Source organism: Pseudomonas taetrolens (assembly GCF_900475285.1).
Lineage (GTDB): Bacteria > Pseudomonadota > Gammaproteobacteria > Pseudomonadales > Pseudomonadaceae > Aquipseudomonas > Aquipseudomonas taetrolens.
In genome coordinates, this window is record NZ_LS483370.1 from 3,807,344 (window position 1) to 3,833,556 (window position 26,213).

25 protein-coding genes are annotated in these 26,213 nt (G+C 59.3%); 11 read left to right on the forward strand and 14 right to left on the reverse strand.

Annotated elements, in window-relative coordinates; genetic code table 11:
- Window positions 1–57: 57 nt before the first annotated feature.
- Window positions 58–1,086, reverse strand: coding sequence for an amino acid ABC transporter substrate-binding protein (locus tag DQN55_RS17600; protein WP_048378669.1), 1,029 nt, complete (start codon window positions 1,084–1,086; stop codon window positions 58–60).
- 422 nt (window positions 1,087–1,508) lie between these two features.
- Here DQN55_RS17600 and DQN55_RS17610 point away from each other — a divergent pair, with 422 nt between their 5' ends.
- Together DQN55_RS17610 and rhlB are read left to right on the forward strand one after the other, a co-directional pair.
- The gene (locus DQN55_RS17610; protein ID WP_048378667.1) at window positions 1,509–2,165 is read left to right on the forward strand and encodes an alpha/beta hydrolase; all 657 of its coding nucleotides are present in this window, start codon (window positions 1,509–1,511) and stop codon (window positions 2,163–2,165) included.
- 84 nt (window positions 2,166–2,249) lie between these two features.
- The gene (rhlB, locus tag DQN55_RS17615; protein WP_048378665.1) at window positions 2,250–3,740 is read left to right on the forward strand and encodes an ATP-dependent RNA helicase RhlB; all 1,491 of its coding nucleotides are present in this window, start codon (window positions 2,250–2,252) and stop codon (window positions 3,738–3,740) included.
- Between the two features lie 59 nt (window positions 3,741–3,799).
- Here rhlB and moaE read toward each other — a convergent pair whose 3' ends face one another.
- Genes moaE through moaC form a run of 3 tightly spaced genes read right to left on the reverse strand, consistent with a single transcriptional unit; the run spans window position 3,800 to window position 4,967 of the window.
- A complete protein-coding gene (moaE, locus tag DQN55_RS17620; protein ID WP_048378663.1) occupies window positions 3,800–4,249 on the reverse strand; it encodes a molybdopterin synthase catalytic subunit MoaE in 450 nt (149 codons plus the stop codon).
- A gap of 2 nt (window positions 4,250–4,251) precedes the next feature.
- Window positions 4,252–4,497: a MoaD/ThiS family protein gene (locus tag DQN55_RS17625; RefSeq protein ID WP_048378661.1), complete on the reverse strand. Its 246-nt coding sequence runs from the start codon at window positions 4,495–4,497 to the stop codon at window positions 4,252–4,254.
- The gene (gene moaC / locus DQN55_RS17630; RefSeq protein WP_048378659.1) at window positions 4,494–4,967 is read right to left on the reverse strand and encodes a cyclic pyranopterin monophosphate synthase MoaC; all 474 of its coding nucleotides are present in this window, start codon (window positions 4,965–4,967) and stop codon (window positions 4,494–4,496) included. The genes DQN55_RS17625 and moaC overlap by 4 nt, the downstream gene beginning before the upstream one ends.
- 164 nt (window positions 4,968–5,131) lie before the next feature.
- Here moaC and DQN55_RS17635 point away from each other — a divergent pair, with 164 nt between their 5' ends.
- Window positions 5,132–5,578 (forward strand): DMT family transporter, encoded by a 447-nt coding sequence (locus DQN55_RS17635; protein ID WP_048378657.1) that lies wholly within the window; start codon window positions 5,132–5,134, stop codon window positions 5,576–5,578.
- A 10-nt stretch (window positions 5,579–5,588) separates the two neighbouring features.
- Here the strand turns inward: DQN55_RS17635 and DQN55_RS17640 are convergent, their stop codons facing one another.
- The 3 genes from DQN55_RS17640 to DQN55_RS17650 form a co-directional block, all read right to left on the reverse strand.
- Entirely contained in the window at window positions 5,589–6,497 is a 909-nt protein-coding gene (locus DQN55_RS17640) for a LysR substrate-binding domain-containing protein (protein WP_048378655.1), read from the reverse strand.
- A gap of 180 nt (window positions 6,498–6,677) precedes the next feature.
- Entirely contained in the window at window positions 6,678–8,072 is a 1,395-nt protein-coding gene (locus DQN55_RS17645; protein ID WP_048378652.1) for a PhoH family protein, read from the reverse strand.
- A gap of 334 nt (window positions 8,073–8,406) precedes the next feature.
- A complete protein-coding gene (locus DQN55_RS17650) occupies window positions 8,407–9,528 on the reverse strand; it encodes a polysaccharide deacetylase family protein (protein WP_048378650.1) in 1,122 nt (373 codons plus the stop codon).
- 166 nt (window positions 9,529–9,694) lie between these two features.
- On the opposite strand from DQN55_RS17650, the gene yaaA reads away from it, so the two are divergent.
- The 3 genes from yaaA to DQN55_RS17665 all read left to right on the forward strand — a co-directional run bounded on the left by yaaA (window position 9,695) and on the right by DQN55_RS17665 (window position 12,016).
- On the forward strand, window positions 9,695–10,474 hold the full coding sequence (gene yaaA / locus DQN55_RS17655; RefSeq protein ID WP_048378649.1) for a peroxide stress protein YaaA: 780 nt from the start codon (window positions 9,695–9,697) through the stop codon (window positions 10,472–10,474).
- A 220-nt stretch (window positions 10,475–10,694) separates the two neighbouring features.
- Complete coding sequence (locus DQN55_RS17660) at window positions 10,695–11,159, forward strand: multidrug transporter (RefSeq protein ID WP_048378647.1); 465 nt, start codon at window positions 10,695–10,697, stop codon at window positions 11,157–11,159.
- 32 nt (window positions 11,160–11,191) lie between these two features.
- Window positions 11,192–12,016 carry an SDR family oxidoreductase gene (locus tag DQN55_RS17665; RefSeq protein WP_048378645.1) on the forward strand — a complete coding sequence of 275 codons (825 nt, stop codon included), beginning with the start codon at window positions 11,192–11,194 and terminating at the stop codon, window positions 12,014–12,016.
- 9 nt (window positions 12,017–12,025) lie between these two features.
- On the opposite strand, the gene DQN55_RS17670 is transcribed toward DQN55_RS17665, so the two are convergent.
- Window positions 12,026–12,910, reverse strand: a complete 885-nt coding sequence (locus DQN55_RS17670; RefSeq protein ID WP_048378643.1) for a LysR family transcriptional regulator — start codon at window positions 12,908–12,910, stop codon at window positions 12,026–12,028.
- A gap of 109 nt (window positions 12,911–13,019) precedes the next feature.
- On the opposite strand from DQN55_RS17670, the gene DQN55_RS17675 reads away from it, so the two are divergent.
- Together DQN55_RS17675 and DQN55_RS17680 are read left to right on the forward strand one after the other, a co-directional pair.
- Window positions 13,020–14,243 carry an MFS transporter gene (locus tag DQN55_RS17675; RefSeq protein ID WP_048378641.1) on the forward strand — a complete coding sequence of 408 codons (1,224 nt, stop codon included), beginning with the start codon at window positions 13,020–13,022 and terminating at the stop codon, window positions 14,241–14,243.
- Between the two features lie 14 nt (window positions 14,244–14,257).
- The gene (locus DQN55_RS17680; RefSeq protein WP_048378639.1) at window positions 14,258–14,653 is read left to right on the forward strand and encodes a hypothetical protein; all 396 of its coding nucleotides are present in this window, start codon (window positions 14,258–14,260) and stop codon (window positions 14,651–14,653) included.
- Window positions 14,654–14,661: 8 nt separating this feature from the next.
- On the opposite strand, the gene DQN55_RS17685 is transcribed toward DQN55_RS17680, so the two are convergent.
- The 4 genes from DQN55_RS17685 to DQN55_RS17700 are packed head-to-tail and all read right to left on the reverse strand — an operon-like array spanning window position 14,662 to window position 19,497.
- On the reverse strand, window positions 14,662–15,540 hold the full coding sequence (locus DQN55_RS17685; RefSeq protein ID WP_048378637.1) for an efflux RND transporter periplasmic adaptor subunit: 879 nt from the start codon (window positions 15,538–15,540) through the stop codon (window positions 14,662–14,664).
- A gap of 10 nt (window positions 15,541–15,550) precedes the next feature.
- Entirely contained in the window at window positions 15,551–15,751 is a 201-nt protein-coding gene (locus DQN55_RS17690; protein ID WP_048378635.1) for a DUF1656 domain-containing protein, read from the reverse strand.
- On the reverse strand, window positions 15,741–17,927 hold the full coding sequence (locus tag DQN55_RS17695) for an FUSC family protein (protein ID WP_048378633.1): 2,187 nt from the start codon (window positions 17,925–17,927) through the stop codon (window positions 15,741–15,743). The genes DQN55_RS17690 and DQN55_RS17695 overlap by 11 nt, the downstream gene beginning before the upstream one ends.
- A gap of 58 nt (window positions 17,928–17,985) precedes the next feature.
- Window positions 17,986–19,497: an efflux transporter outer membrane subunit gene (locus DQN55_RS17700; RefSeq protein ID WP_048378631.1), complete on the reverse strand. Its 1,512-nt coding sequence runs from the start codon at window positions 19,495–19,497 to the stop codon at window positions 17,986–17,988.
- A gap of 224 nt (window positions 19,498–19,721) precedes the next feature.
- Here DQN55_RS17700 and DQN55_RS17705 point away from each other — a divergent pair, with 224 nt between their 5' ends.
- Both DQN55_RS17705 and DQN55_RS17710 read left to right on the forward strand, forming a co-directional pair.
- Entirely contained in the window at window positions 19,722–20,654 is a 933-nt protein-coding gene (locus tag DQN55_RS17705; protein WP_048378629.1) for a LysR family transcriptional regulator, read from the forward strand.
- Between the two features lie 96 nt (window positions 20,655–20,750).
- Complete coding sequence (locus tag DQN55_RS17710; RefSeq protein WP_048378626.1) at window positions 20,751–21,740, forward strand: 2-hydroxyacid dehydrogenase; 990 nt, start codon at window positions 20,751–20,753, stop codon at window positions 21,738–21,740.
- A gap of 121 nt (window positions 21,741–21,861) precedes the next feature.
- On the opposite strand, the gene DQN55_RS17715 is transcribed toward DQN55_RS17710, so the two are convergent.
- Window positions 21,862–22,758: a DMT family transporter gene (locus tag DQN55_RS17715; RefSeq protein WP_048378625.1), complete on the reverse strand. Its 897-nt coding sequence runs from the start codon at window positions 22,756–22,758 to the stop codon at window positions 21,862–21,864.
- 134 nt (window positions 22,759–22,892) lie between these two features.
- On the opposite strand from DQN55_RS17715, the gene DQN55_RS17720 reads away from it, so the two are divergent.
- On the forward strand, window positions 22,893–23,765 hold the full coding sequence (locus DQN55_RS17720; protein ID WP_048378623.1) for an AraC family transcriptional regulator: 873 nt from the start codon (window positions 22,893–22,895) through the stop codon (window positions 23,763–23,765).
- A 5-nt stretch (window positions 23,766–23,770) separates the two neighbouring features.
- Here the strand turns inward: DQN55_RS17720 and DQN55_RS17725 are convergent, their stop codons facing one another.
- The gene (locus tag DQN55_RS17725) at window positions 23,771–26,206 is read right to left on the reverse strand and encodes a TonB-dependent siderophore receptor (protein ID WP_048378621.1); all 2,436 of its coding nucleotides are present in this window, start codon (window positions 26,204–26,206) and stop codon (window positions 23,771–23,773) included.
- Window positions 26,207–26,213: the final 7 nt, after the last annotated feature.

A 26,213-nucleotide genomic window follows, 5' to 3' on the forward strand; every position in this document is an offset into this window, starting at 1 on the left:
AGCAAGGGCCTGCTCGCGAATCGAAAACACGCCCTTACCTGCCAGGTGAAAGGTCCATCAGCGCACAGGTGGTGCGTACTGGATGCCGCCGTTGTTCCACAGGGCGTTCAGCCCGCGGTCGATGGCCAGAGGGGAGCTTTTGCCCAGGTTTTTCTCGAACACTTCGCCGTAGTTACCCACTTGGCTGACGATCTGAACCACCCAGTCTTTGGGCAGTTTCAGGTCTTTGCCGTACTCTCCGTCAGCACCCAGCAAGCGGGCGACGTCCGGATTTTTGGTGGATTGGGCTTCAGCAACGACGTTTTTGGAGGTGATGCCTGCCTCTTCTGCATTGAGCATGGCGAACAAGGTCCACTTGACGATACTGAACCAGTCCTCATCGCCTTTGCGTACAACAGGGCCCAAAGGCTCTTTGGAAATGGTTTCCGGCAACACGACATAGTCGCCCGGGTTCGCCAGCTTGCTGCGCTGTGCATAGAGCTGCGATTTGTCGGAGGTCAGCACGTCGCAGCGACCGCTTTCCAGTGATTTGGCGCTTTCATCGGAGGTGTCGAACGTAATGGGGGTGTATTTGAGATTATTCGCCCGGAAGTAATCCGACACGTTAAGTTCAGTGGTGGTACCGGCCTGAATGCAGATGGTGGCCCCGTCCAGTTCCTTGGCACTTTTCACGCCCAGCTTGTTGTTGACCAAAAAGCCAACGCCGTCGTAATAAGTCACGCCCGCAAATACCATTCCCATTCCGGCATCACGTGAACTGGTCCAGGTGGTGTTGCGCGACAACACGTCAACTTCGCCCGACTGCAGCGCGGTGAAACGCTCTTTGGCGTTCAACTGGCTGAATTTGACCTTGGTCGCATCGCCAAATACCGCGGCAGCCACCGCGCGGCAGATGTCAGCATCAATCCCCAGAATCTTTCCAGAAGCATCCGGCACCGAAAAGCCCGGCAAACCATCACTGACACCACACTGCACAAAGCCCTTCTTTTTAACACCATCCAGCGTCGCACCTGCATGAGCAAAACCACTGATGCTCAATACAATCGCTGCGGTGGCCAGGGCCAAGGTGGATTTCAACTGCTTCATTCAAACCTCCAGTGTTGCTTCTGTTGTGTTTTAACAAGACCCGCCGCCCCCTTGTGAGGCACTGTTGACCCGTGTTGGCTTTTTATTGGGTCAAGCGGCATAAGCCTTGAGCGATGGATGTATCGCACGTACCGTCAAACTGAAGCGCTCACTTGAGCAGTTGAATTCCTTGTCTAACTTCACCTCTCAGGCTTTTTGCTATCCCCCCTCCGGCAGTTGCCTGTTAGTGTTACCGCCGAAGGGGGTCGAACTCACCACCCTGAGCACAAAGCAAGGCGCGTACCACTCTGGCGACTTAAGTGTTTCAGCCTGTATTTACGGAACCCGTACATTCGAATACCCGACACCCTTCGTACTTTTCAATCGACCCCGCACCTATGCCGCGCACCCGATCCGCGAGCACGCACAACGATGGAGCAGCCATGACCAAGCCTTTGATTCTCGAACCCCAAAAGACTGTAGATGCCTGTGTTATCTGGCTTCACGGCTTGGGTGCCGACCGTTATGACTTTCTGCCGGTGGCTGAAGCGCTGCAGGAATCCTTGCTGACCACGCGTTTTGTCTTGCCCCAAGCTCCGACCCGCGCGGTGACGATCAATGGCGGATATGCCATGCCAAGCTGGTACGACATCAAGGCCATGAGTCCGGCGCGCTCGATCTGCGAAGAACAGCTGAACGAATCGGCAGACCTCGTCATCGAATTGATCGAAGCCCAGCGCCAGAGCGGTATCGACGGCAACCGGATTTTTCTGGCGGGATTTTCACAAGGGGGCGCAGTGGTCCTGCACGCCGCCTATCTGAAATGGCAAGGCCCTCTGGGAGGCGTAATCGCCCTCTCCACCTACGCCCCCACCTTCAGCAATGAACTGCAGTTGTCTGCGAGCCAGCAGCGAATCCCCGCCCTCTGCCTGCACGGTCAGTACGATGACGTGGTTCAGAACGCGATGGGACGCACCGCCTATGAGCATTTGAAACGCTTGGGCGTGGCTGTGGCATGGCAGGAATACCCAATGAGCCATGAAGTGTTACCTGAAGAAATCCAGGACATCGGTGCCTGGCTGACGAAGCGCCTGGGTTAATACCGAAACATCCTGTCGTTCCCTACGCCGAGCCTGCGACATGCATTACACTGCCCGGCGTACACTCCTTAACCAACTGATGAGATGACCGTGCTCAAAGCACTCAAAAAAATATTCGGCAAAAGCGAGGCTGAGCCACTCGCGCCAGCTTCCATTACACCTTCGAGCCCACCCAGCCCGCGTACCGACGCGCAACAGCCTGGCCGCTCCGCTCCTGTGCAAGCACCGGTGATCACGCCCGACGCCCAGCCAGCTCCCGAACACGTGCATATCGAAAAACCCAAAGCGCCAAAACCACGACGCGATACGGCACCAAAACCGCCGGTCATCCCGTGGAAGCTCGAAGATTTCACCGTCGAGCCGCAAGAAGGCAAAACCCGCTTTCATGATTTCAAGCTCACCCCCGAGCTGATGCACGCCATTCAAGACCTCGGATTCCCGTACTGCACGCCGATCCAGGCGCAAGTATTGGGCTATACCCTGAGCGGCCGCGACGCCATTGGCCGAGCTCAGACCGGTACCGGCAAGACTGCCGCCTTCCTGATCTCGATCATCAGCCAGCTGACCCAGACCCCGCCGCCCAAAGAACGCTACATGGGTGAACCGCGCGCTCTGATCATCGCGCCGACCCGTGAACTGGTGGTGCAAATCGCCAAAGATGCTGCCGACCTGACCAAGTACACCGACCTGAACGTGATGACGTTTGTGGGCGGCATGGACTTCGACAAGCAGCTCAAACAACTTGAAGCCCGCCATTGCGACATCCTGGTGGCCACGCCGGGGCGCCTGCTGGACTTCAACCAGCGCGGTGAAGTGCATCTGGACATGGTCGAAGTGATGGTGCTCGACGAAGCCGACCGCATGCTCGACATGGGTTTCATCCCGCAAGTGCGTCAGATCATTCGCCAGACACCGCCCAAGGCCGAACGCCAGACGCTGCTGTTCTCTGCGACCTTCACCGAAGACGTGATGAACCTGGCTAAACAGTGGACCACTGACCCGGCCATCGTCGAAATCGAAGCGCAGAACGTGGCCAACGAGCTGGTGGAGCAACACGTCTACGCCGTTGCCGGGGCTGACAAATACAAATTGCTGTTCAACCTGGTGAACGATAACGGCTGGGAGCGCGTGATCGTGTTCGCCAACCGCAAAGATGAAGTGCGTCGCATCGAAGAACGCCTGGTGCGTGATGGCATCAACGCCGCCCAGCTGTCAGGCGATGTGCCGCAACACAAGCGGATCAAAACCCTCGAAGGCTTCCGCGAAGGCAAGGTTCGGGTGCTGGTAGCGACCGATGTGGCAGGTCGAGGGATTCACATCGACGGCATCAGCCACGTGATCAACTTCACCCTACCGGAAGTCCCGGACGACTACGTACACCGTATCGGCCGTACGGGGCGTGCCGGCGCGAGCGGCGTCTCCATCAGCTTTGCCGGTGAAGACGATTCGTACCAGCTGCCATCGATCGAAACCCTGCTGGGCCGCAAAATCAGCTGCGAAACCCCGCCGACAGAACTGCTGCGACCTGTTGTCCGGGCTGTGCGCAAGCCGAAGGACCCGACTGAGACCGCGTGATCAGCGGGAGAAAAGCGTAGCCGTCTAACACACGGCTACGTTGAGCGACTCAAATGACGCTACTTCCAGCGATCGGCGGCCGCGTGATCACTGGATCGACCGTCAACCCAGCGCGGGCCATCGGCGGTGTGTTCTTTCTTCCAGAAAGGGGCCCGGGTCTTCAGGTAGTCCATGACAAATTCGCAGGCCTCAAAGGCCGCCTGGCGGTGAGCGCTGGCCACGCCGACAAACACAATCGGCTCGCCCGGCTCCAGTGTCCCTACACGGTGTATGACTTCCAGCTTGAGTAACGGCCAGCGCTGCTCAGCCTCAGCGGCGATCCCGGCCAGTGCCTTTTCGGTCATCCCCGGGTAATGCTCCAGGTACATGCCCGCCACATCGTGCCCGTCATTGAAATCACGGACATAGCCGACAAAACTCACCACTGCTCCGACACCCGCGTTGGCGGCCTGCATGGCGTTGACTTCAGCTCCCGGGTCAAAGGCCCCCGTTTGCACACGAATCGCCATCTTCAGCCTCCTGTCACGGTTGGAAAAAAGGCCACTTCATCGCCATCCTGCAGTGGCTCATCGAGCTTGCACAGCGCTTCATTGCGGGCACACATGAGCTGGGGTTCGGCCAATACGCCCCACTCCCCGCCCCGAGCCATCAGGGACTCGCGCAGGTGCTGAACCGTCGCAAACTCGCCGCTCACCGACAGCACATCCAGGCCCAACGCTTCTCTGTAACGTGCGAAGAACATGACGTTCAGGTTCATGGGAGGTCCGCCTGGAAGTGCCCGCTTTTACCGCCGGACTTTTCCAGCACACGGACGCTTTCAATGGCCATGCCGCGGTCTACCGCCTTGCACATGTCATAGATCGTCAGCGCCGCCACACTCGCGGCGGTCAGGGCTTCCATCTCTACCCCGGTTTGCCCGGCCAGTTTGCAGCGCGCCACGATCAACACCGCATCGGTGCCCTGGGCGCTGAGTTCCAGCTTGACGCTGGTGAGCATCAGCGGGTGGCACAGCGGAATCAGGTCGGAGGTTTTCTTGGCCGCTTGAATCCCGGCAATCCGTGCCACGGCAAATACATCCCCTTTGGGATGGCCGCCGCTGACGATCATGTCCAGGGTTTCAGGGCGCATCCGCACCACGGCTTGGGCCGTTGCTTCACGAGAGGTCACCGCTTTGTCGGTGACATCGACCATATTGGCGCGGCCTTGAGAATCTAAATGAGTCAGCACAGGGTTACTCCAGACAGGAACATCGATTGTAAACCCGAGGCGTCTTTTTTGCCCACGCGCGTTAAACCTGACCATCGACCTGACGAATACCCGGCATCAGAACATCGAATTGGCCGCCCCACGGACTTCGCCGTACAACGTCTGAAAACATTGGAGACGTGCTTATGTCGCTGTTGATTGCTATTGCTCTGAGCCTGCTTGCAGGCTTCGCGGTGCCCCTTCAAGCAGGCAGTAATGCCCGGCTGGGCGTGATACTGGGCCATCCCTTTTGGGCAACCGTCATCTCGCTACTGGTCAGCGGGCTGGCGATTGCACTGCTGATGCTGATCGTCAAAGTGCCTCGCCCCAACCTCGTGGCACTCAGCGCCGGGCCGTGGTGGATCTGGCTAGGCGGTGTCGCCGGGGTGTTTTACATCACCGTCGCGCTGATGGTGGTACCGCGCCTGGGCGCGCTCAACTTCATCATGGCGGTGGTGGTGGGCCAACTGATGATTTCGCTGCTCATGGATTACTTCGGCTTGCTGGGTTTGCCTCGGCATCCCCCCAGCCTGCAAAAAATCCTCGGCGTCAGCGTGGTGCTGGCCGGCTTTATCATCGCCTCACGCGGCTGAGGCCACAGCGTCAGGCAGCAGCCGCGCTGACTTGCCTGACCCGCTCACGTAGCCAACGGTGGGCCGGATCGTCATTAAAGCGCTGATGCCAAACCTGTACATAGTTGAACGGTGCCACCGCCATCGGCGGCGCTCGTGCAATCAGCGTGTCGCCCAACGGCAGATTGTCCAGGGTACGGGTGGCCACGGTCAGGATCAGGTCGGTGCCGGCAATCATCCCCGGGGCTGCGCCCCAATGAGGCACGTTGACCGCCACCCGACGCTGTAAGCCGCGAGTGCGCAATACGTTGTCGATTTCGCCCTGGGTGTTGCCATCCGTGGACACCAGCAAATGCGGACGCGTCAGGTAGGTGTCCAGATCAAGCACTTCATTGTCTGGAAGCGACTGGCGATTGAGCAGGCAGGTAAAGGTTTCTTCAAACAGTACATCGCAGCCTACCTCCGCCGGCAACGCGGAAAACACCCCAAGCGCCAAGTCGATCTTGCCGTGTTCGATCTGCTCCAGCATGCCGAGACGGCTGTCCTGGATGACTACCAGCGAGATGTCCGGTGCCTGCGCCCGCAACTGCACCAACAATTTTGGCAGCACGATCGCAGCCCCGTAATCGGACATCGCCACGCGGAAAGTGCGTTGTGAGTCCGCAGGCACAAAGCTCATGGAATGACCGAGCAGCGTTTCGATCTGCCCGAGGATGGTCTTGAGTGGAGCCTGGAGACTTTGTGCCCGCGCACTCAGCACCACCCCCTTGCCCTGCCGGATCAGCAGCGGGTCATCCAGCAACACCCTGAGTTTATTCAGCGAATGACTGATCGCTGGCTGACTCAAATGCAAACGTATACCGGTGCGAGTCACGTGCTTTTCCATGAGCAGCGCATCCAGCACCACCAGCAGATTCAAATCGATATTGCGCAGTAACACCCAAACCTCCTGTCATTCGTCACCCTGGGATGACCTTTCCCAAGCGAACACTGCTGCCTTGAACCAGATGCATGCAAATACAGCGTCTACTGCCAGCGAGCTTACCTCAGCGCGAACGTTTATGACCGGAACGCAATCGGGCGGCTCCTGGCCGCCCGATTCCGAGTTAAACAATGGATATCAGAGATGCGATTCGGCGTACTCGGCCAGAATCGAACGAGGTACCCCTTGCAGGGCAATGTGAACGCCGTTCGGGAAATCCTTGAAGCGCTCCGTCAGGTAGGTCAGCCCCGAACTGGTAGCCGACAGGTACGGTGTATCGATTTGCGCCAGGTTGCCCAGGCACACCACTTTGGAACCTGCGCCGGCGCGGGTGATGATGGTTTTCATCTGGTGCGGCGTAAGGTTTTGGCATTCGTCGATCAGAATCAGGCTCTGCTGGAAACTGCGCCCCCGGATGTAGTTCAGGGATTTGAACTGCAAGGGCACCTTGCTCAGGATGTAATCGACGCTGCCATGCGTGTTTTCATCATCCATGTGCAGGGCTTCAAGGTTATCGGTAATGGCGCCGAGCCAAGGTTCCATCTTCTCGGCCTCGGTGCCCGGCAGGAAGCCGATCTCCTGATCCAGCCCTTGCACGCTGCGGGTACAGATAATCCGCCGGTAACGCTTGCTGACCATGGTTTGCTCAATGGCCGCCGCCAGCGCCAGGATGGTTTTACCTGAACCCGCCGCACCCGACAGGTTGACCAGATGGATATCCGGATCGAGCAAGGCAAACAACGCCAGCCCCTGGTAAATGTCCCGTGGCTTCAAGCCCCAGGCCTCCTGGTGCAGCAGCGGTTCCTGGTGCATGTCGAGGATCAGCAGGTGATCCTTGCGCACCTCTTTGATCCAGCCGACAAAACCCTGCTCATCGATGATGAATTCATTGATGTGCACAGCCGGCAAGTTTTCGTTCATTTGCACCTGGTGCCAGGTGCGGCCATGACCCTGACGGGTTTCAACCTTGTTGACCCGGTCCCAGAATGAGCCGGTCATGGTGTGATAGCCGCGTGACAGCATCGACACGTCGTCAACCAACTGGTCGGTACTGTAATCCTCAGACTCGATCCCGCAGGCCCGGGCCTTGAGCCGCATATTGATGTCTTTGGTCACCAGCACCACATGCAAACCGGGCTCACGGGCATGCAAATCAATCAGCTGGTTGATGATGATGTTGTCGTTGAGGGTTTCAGGAAGCAGCGCGTTGGGTTCTCTGCGCCGGTTCATCAAAATCGACAGAAAGCCCTTCGGTCCACTTTTTCCGCGCTGGATCGGTACGCCTTTTTCAACGTCTTCCGGCGATGCCACGCCCAGGGTCTGGTCAATCAGACGGATGGCCTGGCGGCACTCGGCTGCCACCAGTAGCTTGCCGGCTTTCAGTTTGTCGAGCTCTTCGAGAACGGTCATCGGGATGGTGACGTGGTGTTCCTCGAAGTTAAGCAATGCGTTTGGATCGTGAATCAGAACATTGGTATCGAGTACATAAAGGATTGGCTGGTTGGAAGAAGGAGTGCGTCCGTGATCATCCATACTCGGTCACCTTTGTGGGAGCCATTCGACGCAATACCTCAACAGTGCTGCGCCTCGAAGTGACTGCCGAATCCATCTATCCATATCAGATGAATGCCCCGCCCGATGGGTCCTGGAAGACGCCACCTGTGGTGCAGGTTTCGGCCGTCTGTCTTCGTAATACTCCAAAACACGTGACAAAAAAAAGTTTTTTTAACGCTTTGGCACTTTATTTCTCTGACTGACGAATAGCCTTGGCGGATACCCGGATCAGAGCTAGAGTCAGGTGTCTACCTGATACAAAACAGCACGTTCTTGAGCCCTTCAGCGCCGTTTTCAGCCGTTGCCCGAGTCACTACCTGAACGCTGCGCACTCCTCCCAGCCCAACCCGCTTTGCGCGGTCGCCTTTAACAACCAGGGCAACGCGCTGCGCACTTTTACCTGTGTGTCGTGAAACGCAATCACCCCATGACGCCACAACAGCATCAGGCTCAATACACGGTGTGCCGACTGCTCGGCAGTCAGGCTGGCAGCCATGTCCTGAGAGTCAATGTCCCACAGCGCCACCCGCAGCCCCTGCGCCTGGAAAAACGCCCCGCTGTCTGCCCGTCGCTGCCCGTAAGGCGGGCGAAACAACGGTACATAACGCTGCGCCAATACCTGCCTGACGAGCGCCGAGCTGCGCAAAATCGAGTCCTGCCAGTCTTGCCAATGGCTGTGCGAACGATATTCCCATCCTTGCACCCCCACGCATTGCCCCTTGTACAGCGCCTGTACCGCCTGCGGGTTGCCCTGGTCGAGCCGGGTTTGCAAGGCACTGCCCAGTACAAAAAAGGTCGCGCTCATGGATTGCGTGCGCAGGTAATCGGTCAGCCAGTCGGTTGTGCCCGGCAAGGCGCTTGGGCCGCTGTCGAAGGTCAGCATGAACAGCCGGTCATTCATGCCTTCGCCACTGAACTCCTGCTCGCTGAAGAACCCGATTTCGCTGCTGATTTGCGGGAACAATGCTGCCAGACGCAATTGCTCATCCAGATAACGCTGATGAAACATACGGCTCGGCTGCGCCCAGGCGGCGTAAAACGAATCATCGGTGATTTCGAACTTGCCGGCCTGCTTTCGCAAGCTGTCCAGGTCGTTGATGTAATAACAAAATGACGCATCCTGATCGCAACTTTGCTGGGCAAGTTTGTAGTTGGCCAACAGCCGCTGCCACATCCGTTTGCGCACAGCCTCGATGGCCTCCAGATTGATGGTTTTCAGCCCCAGGCGTTGCTTGAGGGCGTTTTCGTCCAGGATTTCGCTGGACAGCAAGGCCCGGGAAAAGGTGAGGATTTCGGCGCGCGAGGCCACATCGAATAAAGCCGGGCTGGTGAGCGATTCGGGCCAGGTGCTGCGATCCAGCGTCGCCGGTTCATTGGGCACCGCCAGCGCTCCCAGGCACACCAGCCAGGCCGACAGGAAAAGAGCAATGCGCACGGATTCATCTCCTTTTAAAAACTGGCAGCACTATAACGCGGCTTATACCGATTACCTGTAGCCGCCGCGCCTGCAAACGCCGGTAATCGGCAAGCTATCGCCGTGATAGGTGGAGTCAAAACGTCCAACCCCCTAGAATCCCCCGACGCTTAAAGGAGACGACCTCATGCTGACGGTGATTTCACCCGCTAAAACCCTCGATTACGAAACGCCGCCGGCCACTGCGCGTTTTACCCTGCCGGACTATCTGGACCACTCCCAGGAACTGATCGAGCAGTTGCGCGAGTTGAGCCCGCAACAGATTGGCGAGCTGATGCACCTGTCCGACAAGCTCTCAGGCCTGAATGCCGCCCGCTTCGGCAGCTGGACCCCTGCCTTCACCCCGGCCAACGCCAAGCAGGCGCTGCTGGCATTCAAGGGCGATGTGTACACCGGCCTGAACGCCGTGGACTTCAGCGAAGCCGATTTTGACTACGCGCAAACCCACCTGCGCATGCTCTCCGGGTTGTACGGCCTGCTGCGCCCGCTGGACTTGATGATGCCGTATCGCCTGGAGATGGGCACCAAACTGGCCAACGCCCGAGGCAAGGACCTGTATGCCTTCTGGGATACGCGCATCAGCGAATGGCTCAACGAAGCGCTGGCCGGGCAAGGCGATGACGTGCTGCTCAACCTGGCGTCCAATGAGTACTTCTCGGCGGTGAAAAAATCGGCCTTGAACGCGCGCATTATCAATACCGAATTCAAGGACCTGAAAAACGGTCAGCACAAAATCATCAGTTTCTATGCCAAGAAAGCCCGCGGCATGATGAGCCGGTTCGTGATCAAGGAACGCATCAATAACCCGGATCACCTCAAGCAATTCGACGACCAGGGCTATCGCTTCAGCGCCGAACAGTCGAAGCCGGAGCTGTTGGTTTTTTTGCGTGACCACGCCCCCGAATAATGCCCGTCCTTGTGTAGCCGTCCTGGCCCGGCAAACCGCGACTCAGTGAGAAGCGGTATCCAAGCACCTCGCGATTCAAACCCTGAGCCTTGCCTGCTTGCAGCGCGAGGCCACAGGCCCCTAAAAGTCTGGCGCGAAACACAGCCTTTGACTTCGCGCCTTGATGCCGCGAGTTTCCCGGCTCATGCTTGCCTGACACTCACTCGGCGAGATGTACGTCATGTTTATCGGCATTTTACTGATCATCACCTGGCTGGTGCTGCTCTTGCGCTACCCGTCCAAGGCGTTGCCGGTCTCGATGGCGGCACTTCTGGGGCTGGCCATCGTAGCGGCGTCTGTCGCCTGGCTGGATCACCGTGAAGCCCAGCAACTGGCACGCCTCGAACTGCGCCTGGTGTTTGCGCCCAACGAATGTCCGGCCGACCGCCCACTGAGTCTCACCCTGCGCAACAGTAATGATGTGCCGTTGACCGAACTGAGCTGGCACATCGCGGCCTATGCTCCCGGTGATACCGTCAACCTCGCTGAAAACCTCTACACCGCTCCACGCTACCGCGGCCCGGGCGAGCTGCAAGCCGGGGCAGCCTGGAAAGATTGCTTGCCGATGCCACCCTTGCGCGCCGGTTATCGTCCGCAAACCCTCGAATTCAAAGCAGAACGCCTGCAAGGCAGCTTCTCCAACTAATGCGCTGCTCGACCGCGCTCAAGGATATTTCGATGTCTCGTGTTTTGATCACGGGTTGCTCCAGCGGCATTGGCCGAGCCTTGGCCGATACCTTCAAGGCACACGGCCACGATGTCTGGGCCAGTGCCCGCAAGCCAGATGATGTGGCGGAGTTGGCAGCGGCGGGTTTTAACGCCGTGCAACTGGATGTCAATGATCCCGCAGCCTTGACGCAACTGGCTGAACTTCTGACCGCCAATGGCAAGGGCCTCGATGTACTGATCAACAACGCCGGGTATGGCGCCATGGGGCCGGTGCTCGATAGCGGTGTTGCGGGCCTGCAGCAGCAGTTCGAAACCAATGTTTTTTCAGTGGTCGGGGTTACCCGGGCGCTGTTTTCAGCGTTGCGCTGCAACCAAGGGCTTGTGATCAATATCGGCAGTGTTTCCGGCGTGCTGGTGACGCCGTTCGCTGGGGCTTACTGCGCATCGAAAGCGGCCGTGCATGCCTTGAGCGAAGCCATGCGCATGGAGTTGGCACCGTTTGCAGTCCGGCTCATGGAAGTGCAACCGGGCGCCATCGACACGCATTTCGCAAAAAATGCCAGCGCCCAGGCAGAAGTGCTGATTGCGCAGAACTCCCCCTGGTGGCCCATGCGTGACGGGATCCGGGCTCGGGCCAGCGCCTCGCAAGACAACCCGACGCCGGTGGGCAAATTCGCCGATGCCGTGTTCAAAGCCAGCCAGAAAAGCCGGCCACCGGCGGTGTTGCGCTACGGCAATGGCAGCCGTGCCCTGCCGCTGCTGGCTGCGTTGTTGCCGCGGACACTGCTGCAAAAGGTATTGATGAAGCGGTTCGGCTTGAACACTACCCTTTGAAGCGTTTAATCACCCCTGGCTTTTCATGAAATCAATAAACACCCGTACCTTGAGCGGCAGGTGCCGGGTGTCGGGGTACAGCGCGTAGACCCCCTGGCGAGTGAAGTGCCAGCCAGGCAACAGGCGAACCAGTCGGCCGGCCTGTAAATCGTCCTCAACCAACCAGTCAGGCAAGATCGCCACGCCCTGCCCGGTTAACGCAAAGGCGCGCAGTACCGATGAATTATCCGCCTTGATCCGCGCCTTGCCCGGGTCAGGTTGATAGGACTGAACCGCTCCGCTGCTCACCCCGGTCACGCTCAACTCCCCAACCCGGCCATGCTCCAGCCACGGTGTTTGCTCCAGGGCCTGCACACTGTCGATGGCTGGCTGGCTCTTCACGAACGCTGGCGAAGCCACAGGCAAAATTTCAAACGTGCTCAGCTGTACGGCTCGATGGCTGGAATCCAGAATACGGCCCAGCCGCAGGGCCACGTCAAAACGCTCGGAGATCAAATCCGCGTGGGTCGACGAGGTCGACAGGTGCACGTTGAGCTCGGGGTGCAAGGTGCGGAACAGCTCCAGCGCAGGCACCACTTTAGCCAGCGCATACTCCACGGTCGTAGTGATCCTCAGCGTGCCCTTGAGTTCAGTGTGTTCGCTGCGCGCTTCGTCGATAGCCAGTTGTGCGGCCTCCAGCATGCTCAAGCAGCGCAGATAAAAGCGCTCCCCCGCCTCGGTCAGCGCCAGCCGCCGGGTGTTTCGCGTGAGCAACGTTACACCCAGCTCTGCCTCCAGCCGTTTGATGGTGAAACTGACCACGGCCCTGGTTTGCCCCAGTAAATCCGCTGCAGCCGTGAGGGAGCCGGCTTCGACCACGGCTTTGAAAGTGTCGAAACGATCAAGGCTAACCATGCTGATTCCCGTCGATTGTCAAAATAATTTTGACAATCTAGCAGCGCCCGGGCCGTTCCTCCAACGACAAAAGCCGCCTACTGTTCGGCTTCTGATCAAGGAGCCCGCCATGGCCTATCGCAACAAAATCGCGCTGGTGTATTTGCTGGGCTTTGCGCTGGATCTGGTGAACATGTTTGCCGTCTCGATTGCCTACCCGCAGATCGGGCAAGAACTTCAGGCATCCGTCACACAACTGGCGTGGATCGGCAATGCCTACATGCTCGGCCTGACCCTGATCATTGTGCCCAGCGTGTGGCTGGCTGCGGTGCTGGGCGAAAAACGCCTGATGCTCATCTCGTTGCTGCTGTTCACCGTCGCCTCGTGGTGCGTGGCTCAGGCCGCTTCAGTTGAAGCGCTGATTGGCTGGCGGCTGCTGCAAGGCCTGGGCGGCGGTTTGTTGATACCCGTGGGACAGGCGATGGTGTATCGACAATTTCAGCCTCATGAACGGGCCCGCCTGACCTCGGTGATTTTGCTTGTGGCGCTGCTGGTGCCCGCTCTGTCCCCGGTGCTGGGAGGCTGGGTGGTTGAAGCATTGTCGTGGCGCTGGGTGTTTTACGCCAATTTACCTCTGGCCCTGCTTGCCCTGCTGTTGGCGCAGTGCTGGATCAAATCCGACGTTCGATCGGCCGCTCCCGTGTCTCTCGATCCCGGCAGCGTCGCGAGCGGTGCACGGCACATGGCGCACTTGCTTAAAAGCCCGCTGCTGCGGGTGGCTATGATGACTTATCTGTTCATTCCGGGAATTTTTATCGGCACGCAACTGGTGAGTATTTTGTACCTGCACCAACTGGGTTACAGCCCGGCACAAACCGGCGCGCTGATGCTGCCCTGGGCGCTGGCCTCGGCGCTGGGCATCACCTTGAGCCGCTGGCAATTCAATCGCCTTGGCCCCAAGCCGTTGCTGCTGCTGGGTATGAGCGCTCAAGCGCTGGGCATCGCCTTGTTGATGCACATTGAGGGCGGCCCTGCATTCCTGCCCGTGGCGCTGTATGCCCTCATGGGATTTGGCGGCAGCCTGTGCAGCAGCACGGCACAAAACACCGCATTCATTGATGTCCCTGGCGAACACATGAGCCACGCCAGCGCACTGTGGAACCTCAACCGGCAGTTGAGCTTCCTGATCGGCCCGGCACTGATGATGGCGCTGTTCAGCGCCTTGAGCACGATCACCTCGACGTCTCACGCCTTTGCCCTATGCTTTGCCATCGGCAGTGTGTTGACGCTGGTGCCGCTGATTCCCGTTTTGCGCCTCGATACTCCACGCGTGCTGGCCATGCTGGTGCCCTGACCCAAGAGAATGTGATGACTGATTATTCGCGCTACTTCGACCTTGTAAAAGAAACTCACGTCGAGATTGAAGGTTGGTTTTCCGGGCTGGAGCCCGGCGTGCTTCCAACACTGCTGGCACGCTTCTCGGAGCAGTTCACGATGATTGCCCCCAACGGCAAGGCGCTGGATCTCAACGGGGTGGAAAGCCTGTTCGAGCAACTGCGCGGAGCGCGTCCCGGGCTGGTCATTACCCTCAGCGAGTTCAGGGGGATTGCCTTGCATGCAGGCGGCGCAGTGGTCAGCTATCGCGAGCTGCAAGAAGAACACAACGGCAACCGCACGGATCGGCGCGCAACCGTTGTATTCGAGCAAAATGCCGCCGGCGATGTGCTGTGGCGGCATTTGCATGAGACCTTTTGCGCGAACTGAATCCTCGATCAGTGTGACGGATGCGCGTCCACCTGATCCTGCTCCACGATCACGGTACAGGTGGTACCGGCCGCCAGCAGGAAGCCTTCGGGGATTTCATCGATGTGGATGCGCACCGGCACCCGCTGGGCCAGGCGAACCCAGTTGAATGTTGGGTTGACGTCAGCCACCAGCTCACGGCTCTCGGGGTTGTCGCGGTCATAAATGCCCCGTGAGATGCTTTCCACGTGGCCCTTGAGTACCTCTCCACTCATCATTTGCAGATCGGCTTTGTCGCCCACGCGAATGTGCGGCAGTTTGGTTTCTTCGAAGAAGCCATACACCCAGAACGAGTTCATATCGATCACGGCCATTTTCGGGTCACCCACCCGCGCATAGTCGCCCCGATGCACATTCAGGTTGGTCACATAACCGTCAACGGTGGCCAGCACCTTGGTGCGTTTAAGGTCAAGTTTGGCCGCGTCCAATTGGGCCAGCGCATGCTGGTAATCAGCCAGCGCCGAGTCCGCGATATTGCTCGCATCGTCCCGGTTCTCGCGGGAGATCACCAGGTTGTCCATGTCCGCCCGGCGATGAGCGTTGACCTTGCGCATCTCCCAAGTGGCCTTGCGTGAGGCCACCAGCGATTGCGCCTGCTTGACCACGATTTCGTAGTGCTCCGGGTCGATTTCCAGCAGGACCTCACCCTTTTTGACCAACTGGTTGTCTTTGACCGGGACGTTGACCACGTAGCCGTTAACGTCCGCGGCGACGTTGATGATGTCGGCCCGTACGCGACCATCTCGGGTCCACGGAGTGTTCATGTAATGTTCCCAGAGGGTCCGGCCGATCCATATCGCAAGGGCCAAAACCAGCAAGGTGGCAAGCAGGCTGAAGAACTTTTTCATCGGGTCGGTCTCAATGGTAAACAGTGAGCGCCATGGCGCCAAAAAGACAAGCAAACAGGCTCAGGCGCAGCAGCGCCGGATGCCAGAAGAAGCGGTACAGGTCGTAGCCGGAAAACAACCGGTCAAAGCCCCATGCCAACCCCGCCGCAATAAAAAACATCAGGGTCATGGTGGGCATGTAGACGCCGTGGAAGGCGATTTCACGAGGCATGTTCAAGTCCTTGCGGCTGGGCGTAGGCGGCCAGCGGCGATTGCGGGTCGAGCAGTGAGGTACGAATAAAGTGAAGGTAGCTTTGCACCCGGACCAGGGCCGAGGTGTCGAAGTTGCGGGCGAAGGGTTCGTCTGTGGCTTGTACCCGGGTAATCGCGTGATCCACGGCGATCAGGGCGCGCTCCAGATTGCTTTCGCTGGGGGCGATGAACAGGCGCACCAGCGCACGCCCCATCACCCGAATCGCCTGGCGCCACGGCTGCGCCTCGGCATATGCCGGGTGAACCGGCAAGAGCGCCTGTTCTTTACGCAACTCGATAATCGCGTGCCCGACTTCCAGGACCACAAACATCCAGCGCAGCAATTCACGCTGTACCTTGGGCTGCCCGGCTGCCAGGCCATACGCCTGGTGCATCAGGTCGCGGGTGCGGCTCTCAAGGCTGGAACTCAGGCCGCGCAATTTACCGCTGATGGCGTACACCACTTGCTCACGTAAATCCTGCTCCAGACGGCTCCATAACCAGCGGCTGTTGGGCGGCAGGATGATTGCACCGGCCGCGGCACAGACCAGCATGCCCATGACCATCGCGATGTAGTCATTGATGAACTGGTACGGGTTATAGATCGTCAGGTTGTCAGGAACCGAGCCGGTGCTGAAAAAGATCAGCAAACCCAGGCCGACACCGGCGTAGTTGGCCCGCGAGGTGAGAAACGATCCGAGCATGATGACCGGCGTCAGTACCAGGCAGAGCAAGGCGAAGCCGTCGATATGGGGCAGCACGAAGAACATTTCGACAAAGCCCACCAGTGCCCCGATAAAGGTACCGCAGGCCATCTGAAACGCCATGCGCTTGGGATTCGGGGTCGCCGCCGAAAGGCCCACGGTTGCGGCGGCAATCAGGGTCATGGTGGCGCCACTGGGCCAGGCGGTCATCACCCAGTAGGTGCCGAGCACTGCCAGAATGAACGACGCCCGCAGCCCTGAAGCCGCCGCCGACCACCAGTTGGTCTGCGAGATAAAGGGTTGGTCCCAGCGCTCGCGCTCATGGGTGTGGTCGGCCAGCGAGGCGTGGGTCAACGCGTAACTGTGCAAATCGTCGACAAAGCGATACAGCAGTTCATAGGCGGTGTTGAAGTCGAGAAAGTCCGATGCACTGGGTTGCGTTTCGAGGAACTTCACCCGCAGCGTACGTACCTGCTCGGGCAAGGCGGCTTTGAACCCGGCCAACTGTTCGGCCAGCACCGCGGCGTCCTTGTCGGTCAAGGAGCGGCCCGTGTAGGTGTCGAGCAACCGGGCCAACAGCTCCAGCTCCGGCTCGATGGCCGACACCACTTGCTCCACGCCCCGGCTGCGCAAACGTGCGAGCAATTGGTGCAAGGCGTTAAAGCGTGTGGTGATGGCCATGAACTCGCTGTTGAGACGGCTCAGACGGCCGCTGCGACGGCGCATGTGCGGGTCTTCGAAGACCGTTACGCTGCGCATGCCTTCAAGGCCGACACTCTCGCCAATAAAGCGCACGTTACTGGCCTCATAGGCCGCTTGAGATGACTGCCCACGCAAGCCTTCGGCAACAAACCCGGCGAATACGCCAAAGCGCTGATAGAGCGCGTTGTGCATGGCTGCGCCAGCGGTCTTGGGCAAAATGGCTGCACTGATCAGGGTTGAGCACAGAATGCCCAGCGAGATTTCCAGCACGCGCCACACCGCAGCCATGAACGCGCCGTCGGGATGTGCCAGTGCCGGCAGGCCAACCATTGCCGCGGTATACCCCGCCAGGACAAAACCATAAGCACGAAAGTTGCGGCAGCGTGCGGCACCGGCCGAGCAAATACCGACCCAGATAGCCATCGCACCGAGAAACAGCACCGTGTTTTGCGCGAACAGCGCGATCAACGCAACCGTCACTGCCGATCCGGTCAATGTGCCCAAAAACCGGTAAAAACTTTTGGCAAACACTTGGCCGCTTTGCGGCTGCATCACGATAAATACCGTGATCATCGCGGTGCGGGGTTGCGGCAATTCAAGACGCATGGCCAGCCACAGCGTCAAAAAGGCCGCGATCAACACTTTGAAAATATGCACCCAGGTCACGCCATCGCTGCGTGCCCAGTCAAAAAAGCCTCGGCGCCATTCCAGGGAATACAGCCAGCGTACCGGGGCGGGCAAATGGTTCATCTACAGGCTCTCAACGTTAGCCATCAGGGGTTTAAGCAGTCAGACGGACTGGCGCGTTTCAATGATCAAACAGCGCCATGATTGCCGGGGGTTTGTCCGGGACGTAGCGGTCGTCCTTGGGCACGTCGTTGCCGGCGCCCAAGCCGCCGCCCAGGGCGGTGACCAGTTCGGCGTGAGCACTCAGGCGAGCGGCCTGCACCTGTTGCTGGACTTGTTGCTGACGAAACAACAGGGTCTGTGCATTGAGCACGTTGAGGTAGTCGGTCAAGCCGCGCTGGAAAGCGACCATCGCGATGTCGTAGGTTTTTTGCGCGGCGGCCACCGACTCGGCGGCGAACTCCTGCTGTTTTTCCATCGACTCGCGCTTGATCAACTGATCGGAGATCCCTTTAAGCGCCGTGATCAGCGTCTGGTTGTACTTGGCCACCGCCATGTCATAACCACCCGAGGCTGCCCCAAGCTGTGAGCGCAATCGACCGCCATCAAAAATCGGCAGCGAGATCGCCGGGCCGACGTTGTAATTGAGCTTCTTGCCGGTCAGGAACTCCAGCGCCCCGCCACCGGTGGCCATGAAACCGATACTGCCCACCAGGTCGACGTTGGGGTAGAAGCCTGCATGTGCCACATCGATGCCACGTGCCTGTGCGGCGACTTCCCAGCGGCTGGCCACCACGTCCGGACGTTGTCCCAGCAATTCGGCAGGCAAGGTCGACGGCAGCTTGAGCGCCGTACTCAGCGTCAGGGTCGGGCGCTTGAGACGCGCACCCTCGCCCGGGCCTTTACCGGCCAGCGCAGCCAACTGGTTACGGGTCAGGGCGATTTCTTCTTCCTGAGCGTCGATCTGACGATGAATTTCGGGCAGCGGTGCTTGCGCCTGACTGACCTCAAAGTGAGTACCAATGCCGCCATCCAGACGTTTTTGCGCCAGATCGAGAATCTGCTCCTGCTGGTGCAGGGTCGATTCGATGATGTCGAGCTGGGCATAGTGCAGCGACAACTGGATGTAGGCGCGAATCACGTTGTTTTGCAATTCAAGCTGCGCCTGACGTGCCTCGGCGGCACTCATGTGTGCCATGTCCACCGCCTGCTCCGTGGTGTTGCTTTCACGACCCCACAGGTCGAGGGCAAAGCTGAAGCCCAGGGCGGCGTTGTTGTCCCAGGTGGTGGAGTTGTCCAGCGCGCCGGGGCCATAGAATTGATCGGATGGCCAGTTATGGCGCTTGAGGGTCGACTCGCCATTGATCTGCAGCGATTCGGCCGACTCGGCAATACCGGCCATGGCCTTGGCCTGACGGACACGCGCCGCGGCCATGGCCATGCTTGGGCTGCCCTGAACGGCCATATTGATCCAGGCATCCAATTGTGGGTCGCCATAAGCGTGCCACCATTGGGCCTTGGGCCAGTTTGCGTCTTGCGCGGCGCTTTGAATCGCCTCGTCGGTGGCCAACGTATTGGCAGCCAGCATCTTGCCTTCAGGGGCGATGCCACCAAAACCGATACAGCCATTTAATGCTAACGATAAAGCCAGGACACTGAGGGCTTTAAGCTCTCTGCTGATGCGACGCGACACTGCTGCAAATTCCGTCATGGAGGGAGGAGGCTTGAGGAATAGAAGTCTATGGCTTGGCAGGCGCAACGATAAGCTGGCATAACTGTGAATCTTTATTACCGTTCTTGGGATAATCCGTTGGTCGAATGCCCACCGGCCTGCAAACCTTGAAACTTCGTGTCACAATTTGTTGCTGCACTGTTTGTTTTGTTGTCGTCCCCCATATCGCCCCTTGAGAGCACTCCATGGACACTTTGCAAAATATGCGCGCCTTCACCAGCGTGGCCGAGGCCGGAAGTTTCACGGCTGCCGCAGCCATGCTGGACACCACCACGGCTAACGTCTCGCGCGCGGTCTCCAACCTTGAGGCCCACCTGCAAACCCGCTTGCTCAACCGTACGACCCGACGCATCGCCCTGACCGAAGCCGGCAAACGCTATTTGCTGCGCTGCGAGCAGATTCTGGCCTACGTCGAAGAGGCAGAAGCCGAAGCCAGTGACGCGCACTCACGTCCGGCAGGCCAATTGAAAGTGCACACCATGACCGGCATCGGTCAGCATTTTGTCATCGACGCCATCGCTCGCTACCGCAAGACACACCCGGACGTGACCTTCGACCTGACGCTTGCCAACCGCGTGCCCGACCTGCTCAACGAGGGTTACGACGTCTCCATCGTATTGGCCAGCGAGCTGCCGGACTCCGGGTTTGTGTCTCAGCGGCTGGGCATCACGTACAGCGTCGTGTGCGCCTCCCCCGACTACGTGAAAGCCAATGGCAACGCGGACAGGCCCGGTGACCTGCTCAACCATTCGTGCCTGCGCCTGGTCAGCCCGGTCATTGCCCTGGATAAATGGGTGTTCGAGGGGCCGGAAGGTCAGGAAATGGTCTTGATCAATTCATCGCCGTTTCTGGTCAACTCGGCTGACGCGATGAAAACCGCGATTACCAGCGGCATGGGTGTCGGCATCCTGCCGTTGTATGCGGCAATCGAAGGCCTGCGTAACGGCACGCTGGTACGGATGATGCCCAAGTACCGCTCGCAGGAATTGAACCTGTACGCCATCTACCCGTCGCGCCAGTACCTGGATGCGAAAATCAAAACCTGGGTCGAATACCTGCGCAGTTCCCTGCCGGACATTCTGACGGCGCACCAGAAGGAATTGACGGCCTACAGCTGATGACTGGATAGCGGTAGTGGCCCGCCGGACATTGGCGAACGACGGCGGAGAATGTTAGCGTGCTTACATTCCCGACAGCCGACGAGTCTTGTTCAGATGAGCCTTTCTAGCGCAAAGAAAACCGTACTTGCCTTCAGCCGTGTCACCCCCGAAATGATCGAGCGCTTGCAGCAGGAATTCAATGTGATTGCTCCCAATCCCAAGCTGGGCGATATCAACGCCCAGTTTGAGGAAGCCTTGCCGCACGCCCATGGCTTGATCGGTGTCGGTCGCAAACTGGGGCGCAAGCAACTGGAAAATGCCCGGCAACTGCAAGTGGTATCCAGCGTATCGGTGGGTTACGACAACTACGATGTCGACTACTTCAACGAGCGCGGAATCATGCTCACCAACACCCCGGACGTGCTCACCGAAAGCACCGCCGACCTGGGTTTTGCACTGATCATGAGCAGCGCACGCCGGGTGGCTGAGCTGGATGCCTGGACCAAGGCCGGCCAGTGGCAAGCCAGCGTCCCGCCCGCTTTGTTTGGCAGCGATGTGTACGGCAAGACCCTGGGTATTGTCGGCATGGGCAACATCGGCGCGGCGATCGCCCGCCGGGGCCATCTGGGTTTCAACATGCCGATCCTCTACAGCGGCAACAGCCGTAAAGCCGAACTTGAGCAAAGCCTGGGGGCGCAGTTCCGCAGCCTTGACCAGTTACTGGCCGAAGCAGACTTCGTGTGCCTGGTGGTGCCCTTGAGCGAGAAAACCAGACACCTGATCAGCCAGCGCGAACTGGGCCTGATGAAGTCGAGCGCGATTCTGGTGAATATTTCCCGCGGGCCGGTAGTCGACGAACCTGCGCTGATCGAAGCCCTGCAAAACGGCACGATTCGCGGCGCCGGGCTGGACGTGTACGAGAAGGAACCCCTGGCTGAATCGCCACTGTTCCAGCTCAAAAACGCCGTCACCTTGCCGCACATTGGTTCGGCCACCCACGAAACCCGCGAAGCCATGGCCAACCGCGCCCTGGACAACCTGCGCAGCGCGCTGCTGGGTGAACGCCCGCAGGACCTGGTCAACCCGCAAGTCTTCAAAGGCTAAACCTGTAGCCGCTGCTACAACAACGCCTTGCCGTGATATGGCCTCGTCCATACATTCTGTAGCAGCGGTCGAGCCGAGCGAGGCCGCGTCCGGCTGCGCAGCAGCCGTAGCAGCCGTACCTTCAGGCAAGCTTGGCGGTCATCGGTAACGGTTTGGGTTTGCGAAACACCAATACGTTGCCGAGCATCACCAGAACCAGCCCCGCCAAAGCCGGAGGGCTCCACTGGTAGCCTTCGGCGTAGGCCGACACGTTAAGCGCCACCAAGGGGAACAGCACGGTGCAGTAAGCAGCGCGCTCCGGCCCCATGCGCCCGACCAGAGTCAGGTACGCGGTAAACCCGATCACCGAACCCGGAATCACCAAGTACAGCAACGAGCCGACATACCGGGCATTCCATTCCATATTGAACGGAATCCCGCTTAACCCGCAGTACAACGCCAGCATGCTTGCGCCATAGAGCATGCCCCAGGCGTTGGTAGTCAACGGTTTGAGCCCGGCCTTCTGTTGCAGGCTCGAGAGCATGTTGCCCGCCGAAAAACACATCGTGCCAATCAGGGCCAGGCCGAGTCCCAGCAGGGTTTCGGGGCTGGCGGTGTGTCCGCTCAATTCCGGCCAGAACAACAGGCCCAAGCCGAGCAAGCCCAAAGCGCCACCGGCCACCACATTGCGCGCAATTTTCTGCTTGAAGAAAATCCGTGCGTTCAGCGCATTCCACAACGTGGCTGTCGAAAACACCACCGCGATCAAGCCGGTCGGCACCCACTGGCTGGCGGTCAGGAAGCACATGAAATTGACACAAAACAGGCACAGTCCCTGCGCTAGGCATATCAAGTGACCGCGCTTGTTCATCACCTGCAGTTTGCGGCTGAGCAACAGCAAGGCAAACAGCACCAGCGCCGCCAGACCAAAGCGATAAACAATGGACACTGGAATCGCCACCACCCCCAATTGCAACTTGAGAGCGATCCACGTGGTGCCCCAGATCAGCACCGTCAATAAATATAGGAATAGGTTCATGGCACGCTCCTGAAGATGGCCTTCAGTGTGCGGCTGTGCCCGTGGGCGCACTTGCACATTCTTGCGCTTTTGTTGGACCGGGGCTGGCAGCCCGGACGCGACGGAGTAGGATGCAACGTGTTGGAGAACAGACCATGTCCGCACTCGATACCCTGCAAGTTTTTCAAGCCCTCAACAGCTCGCCCAATTCGCGGCTGGAGCATAGCGCCGAGCTGGGTGACGGCATGGCCGCAGCCCTGTGGAGCAATCACCACGACGCCCGTGAATACCAGGCACCGACGCACCACACGCTGTCGTGTTATATCGCTGGCGGCACCGAGACCTTTCGCCGCAGCAATCCCGGCAGCAAGGGCGCACCGGGCAAGCTCTGCGTATTGCCCGCCGGGCACCAGTCAGAGTGGGTCATCAACGGTGAAATCCGCCTGGCCCATGTGTACGTCAGTGCAGAACAATTCGCTTTGGGATGCATCACCCTGCTCGACCGCGAACCGCGCACCCTGCAATTGCGCGAGAGCACGTTTCTTGATGACCCGGAGCAAACCCGGCGCTTTCATCAATTGATCCGGATGAACTGGAATGAGCCCGGCGAACGCCTGCTTACCAGCAGCCTGGCCAGTGCCCTGCTCGATCATGCATTGCTGAGCCAAATTGGACGCCGCGAAGGGCTGCAACTCAAGGGCGGATTGGCAGCCCATCAACGCCGGCAACTGGTGGAGACCATTGAACACCACCTGGGTGAGCCCTTGAGCATCGGCCAATTAGCCGCGCAATGTGCGTTGTCGCCCTACCACTTTGCCCGCATGTTTCGCGAAAGCTTCGGCGTGCCGCCTCATCAATACCTGCTGGCACGGCGCCTGGCCCGGGCCCGCGACCTGTTGCGCAACTCATCCCTGGCCCTGGGCGATGTGGCGCTGGCGTGCGGTTTCGCCAGCGCCAGCCACTTCGCCAACCGCTTCAAGCAACACCTGGGCGGCACGCCGGGTGAATACCGGACGGCGTTCAGGTAATGCGCTTAAAACGCCAACGTGCTGGAGAACGTCATCTGGCGCGAGTCGCCGATGGAAACGAACATGCGGCTCGCGGCCGAGGTGTAGTAAGTCCGGTCGAAGAGGTTTTTGACGTTGAACTGAAACGTTACCTTCTGCCCTTCGATCCGGGTGTCGTAGGTGGCGAACGCATCGGCCACGGTGTAGGCCGGCAGATCGAAATCGTTCAGCGCATCACCGGCCCGTTCGCCCACGTAACGTGCGCCCGCCCCCACCCGTAACGTGTCGCCCCCCACGATATTGCCGAAGTCATAGACCGCCGACAGCGAACCGCTGTTTTTCGCCACGTTCTGCAAGCGCATGCCTTGGTAGGTCGTGTCTTTGGTCACTTCAGCATCGGTATAGGCATAGCTGCCGATCACGCTCCACTGATCGCTCAACTGACCGCTGACATCCAGTTCGAGGCCCCGTGACCGGACCTCGCCCGCCGCCGAATACACCGTTTCATCATCCACCGTCGATGACACCAGGACATTGCGTTTTTTGATATCGAACAGGGCCACAGTGCCGGTAATGCGCCCCGGAATATCCAGTTTCGCGCCCAGTTCCCAGGACTTGGCCTGCTCGGGCGCGATGGATGAGTCCAGCACCACGCCACCGCTCAACGGGGCGATGGTGGAGTTGGGCTTGAACGATTCGGTGTAGCTGCCATAGAACGACAACTCGTCGGTGTAGCGGTACACCAGACCGGCACGCGGGACCCACTTGACGCCATGGGTGTCGGTGTTGGCGGTGAACGGTATGCCTTTGCCAGCCAGTTGGTCGTACTTCTGGAAGCGGGCGCCCGCCACCAGAATCCACTGGTCGTTGAGGTGAATGGAATCCTGCATGAATAACGAGTCGCTGCGCAGCAAGTCGGTTTGATTGCTGTCACTGGCGCTGACCGTGGTGCCGGCAACTTCCTGGCCATACTCGGGGTTTTCGTAATCGAAGATGGACTGGCTATTCTGGCGGATCAACTCGGCACGGTGGATTTTGCGGTACTCGTCATCCACGCCAAATACCAGTTCATGCTGCATGCCCGCAGCGTTCACCTTGCCTTGCAGACTGACGGTGGTGAACCGGTCAGTGGAAATGGCGCCTTGGGTGCCGTCCATTTTTCGGGTCAGTGTGCCCGTGGCCGGATTGACTGCGGTAACACGCACCTGGCTGGCATCGTAGGTTTCGCGGTTCCAGCTGTAACCGAAGTGGGCTTTCCAGTCGTCGTTGAGGTCGTGATCGACTTCCAGGCGGTACAGGTCCGAACGCCCTTCCATGTTATTGAACGGTTCATCGAGGCGCCGCGTGGCCGGGATATCCAGCGGGTGATTGGTCGCCGGATTGATTGCGGTGCCTCGGTCAAAGGGTGATAGAAATTCGCGGTGTTCGTAGGCCAGCAACACTTGAGTGTTGTCGCCATACCAGGCCAGCGACGGTGCAATCAGCGTCTCGCGATGGGTGCCGAAATTGCGCCAGTAGTCTTCGTCTTCATGGTCAATGATCATCCGGTAAGCCAGCCCCGAATCCCCCAGCGGGCCCGTGCTGTCCAGGCTGGCGCCACTGCCGTTTTTCCCGGAACCATAAGTGGAGCCGCGCACGGTCAGCGCGTTGTATTGCTCCAGCTGTGGTTTTTTGCTGACCACATTGACCACCCCGCCCGGGTCCTGGATGCCGTACAGCAACGAGGCCGGTCCCTTGAGGACTTCGACGCGTTCGGTCGCAGCCCCCAGTGCCCGGCCCTGCACCAGCGGCATGCCATCGCGCATGATCGAGCCGTCACGGTTGTCGCCAAAACCGCGCTTCATCACCGAATCCTGCGTGCTGCCCAGCGTGTTGCCCTGGGTGATACCACTGACGTTGTTAAGCGCATCATCCAGATTACGGGGGGCCTGATCGCGAATCACCTGGGCGGCGACCACGTTGATGGTCTGCGGCGTTTCCATCGACGAGCCAGTACCGCGCATCACCGAAGTGGTGGCTGGCGGCTGATAGCCGGTGTCGGCGGGTGCCATCGAAGTAATGCTGGTGGCGCCGAGGTTCAGCGCGCCTGCGGTGGATTGAGGCTCCAGGGCAAAGGTGCGGGGATCGGTACGACGAGCATTGAAACCCGACTGCGCAAGCATCTGCTGCAAGGCCTGTTCGGCATGCATGCGGCCCTTGATGGCCGGCGCTTGCAAGCCGTAAGGCGCTTCGTCGGTATAGACCACGCTGAGGCCGGTCAAGCGGCTGAAGTCATTCAAGGCCCGGGGCAAGGGTTCGGCAGGCAGGTCAAAATCAAACAGGGTGCCTGTCTGCTGTTGCGACGCCTCGGTCGCCATCGCCACACCCACCGGTGTTAACGCCAGCCCCGCCATCACCAGCGCAGAAGCCCCTAGCCATTGCTTTACCGAACCGCCTGCCACTGACGTTACCCTGGACTTCATACTCATG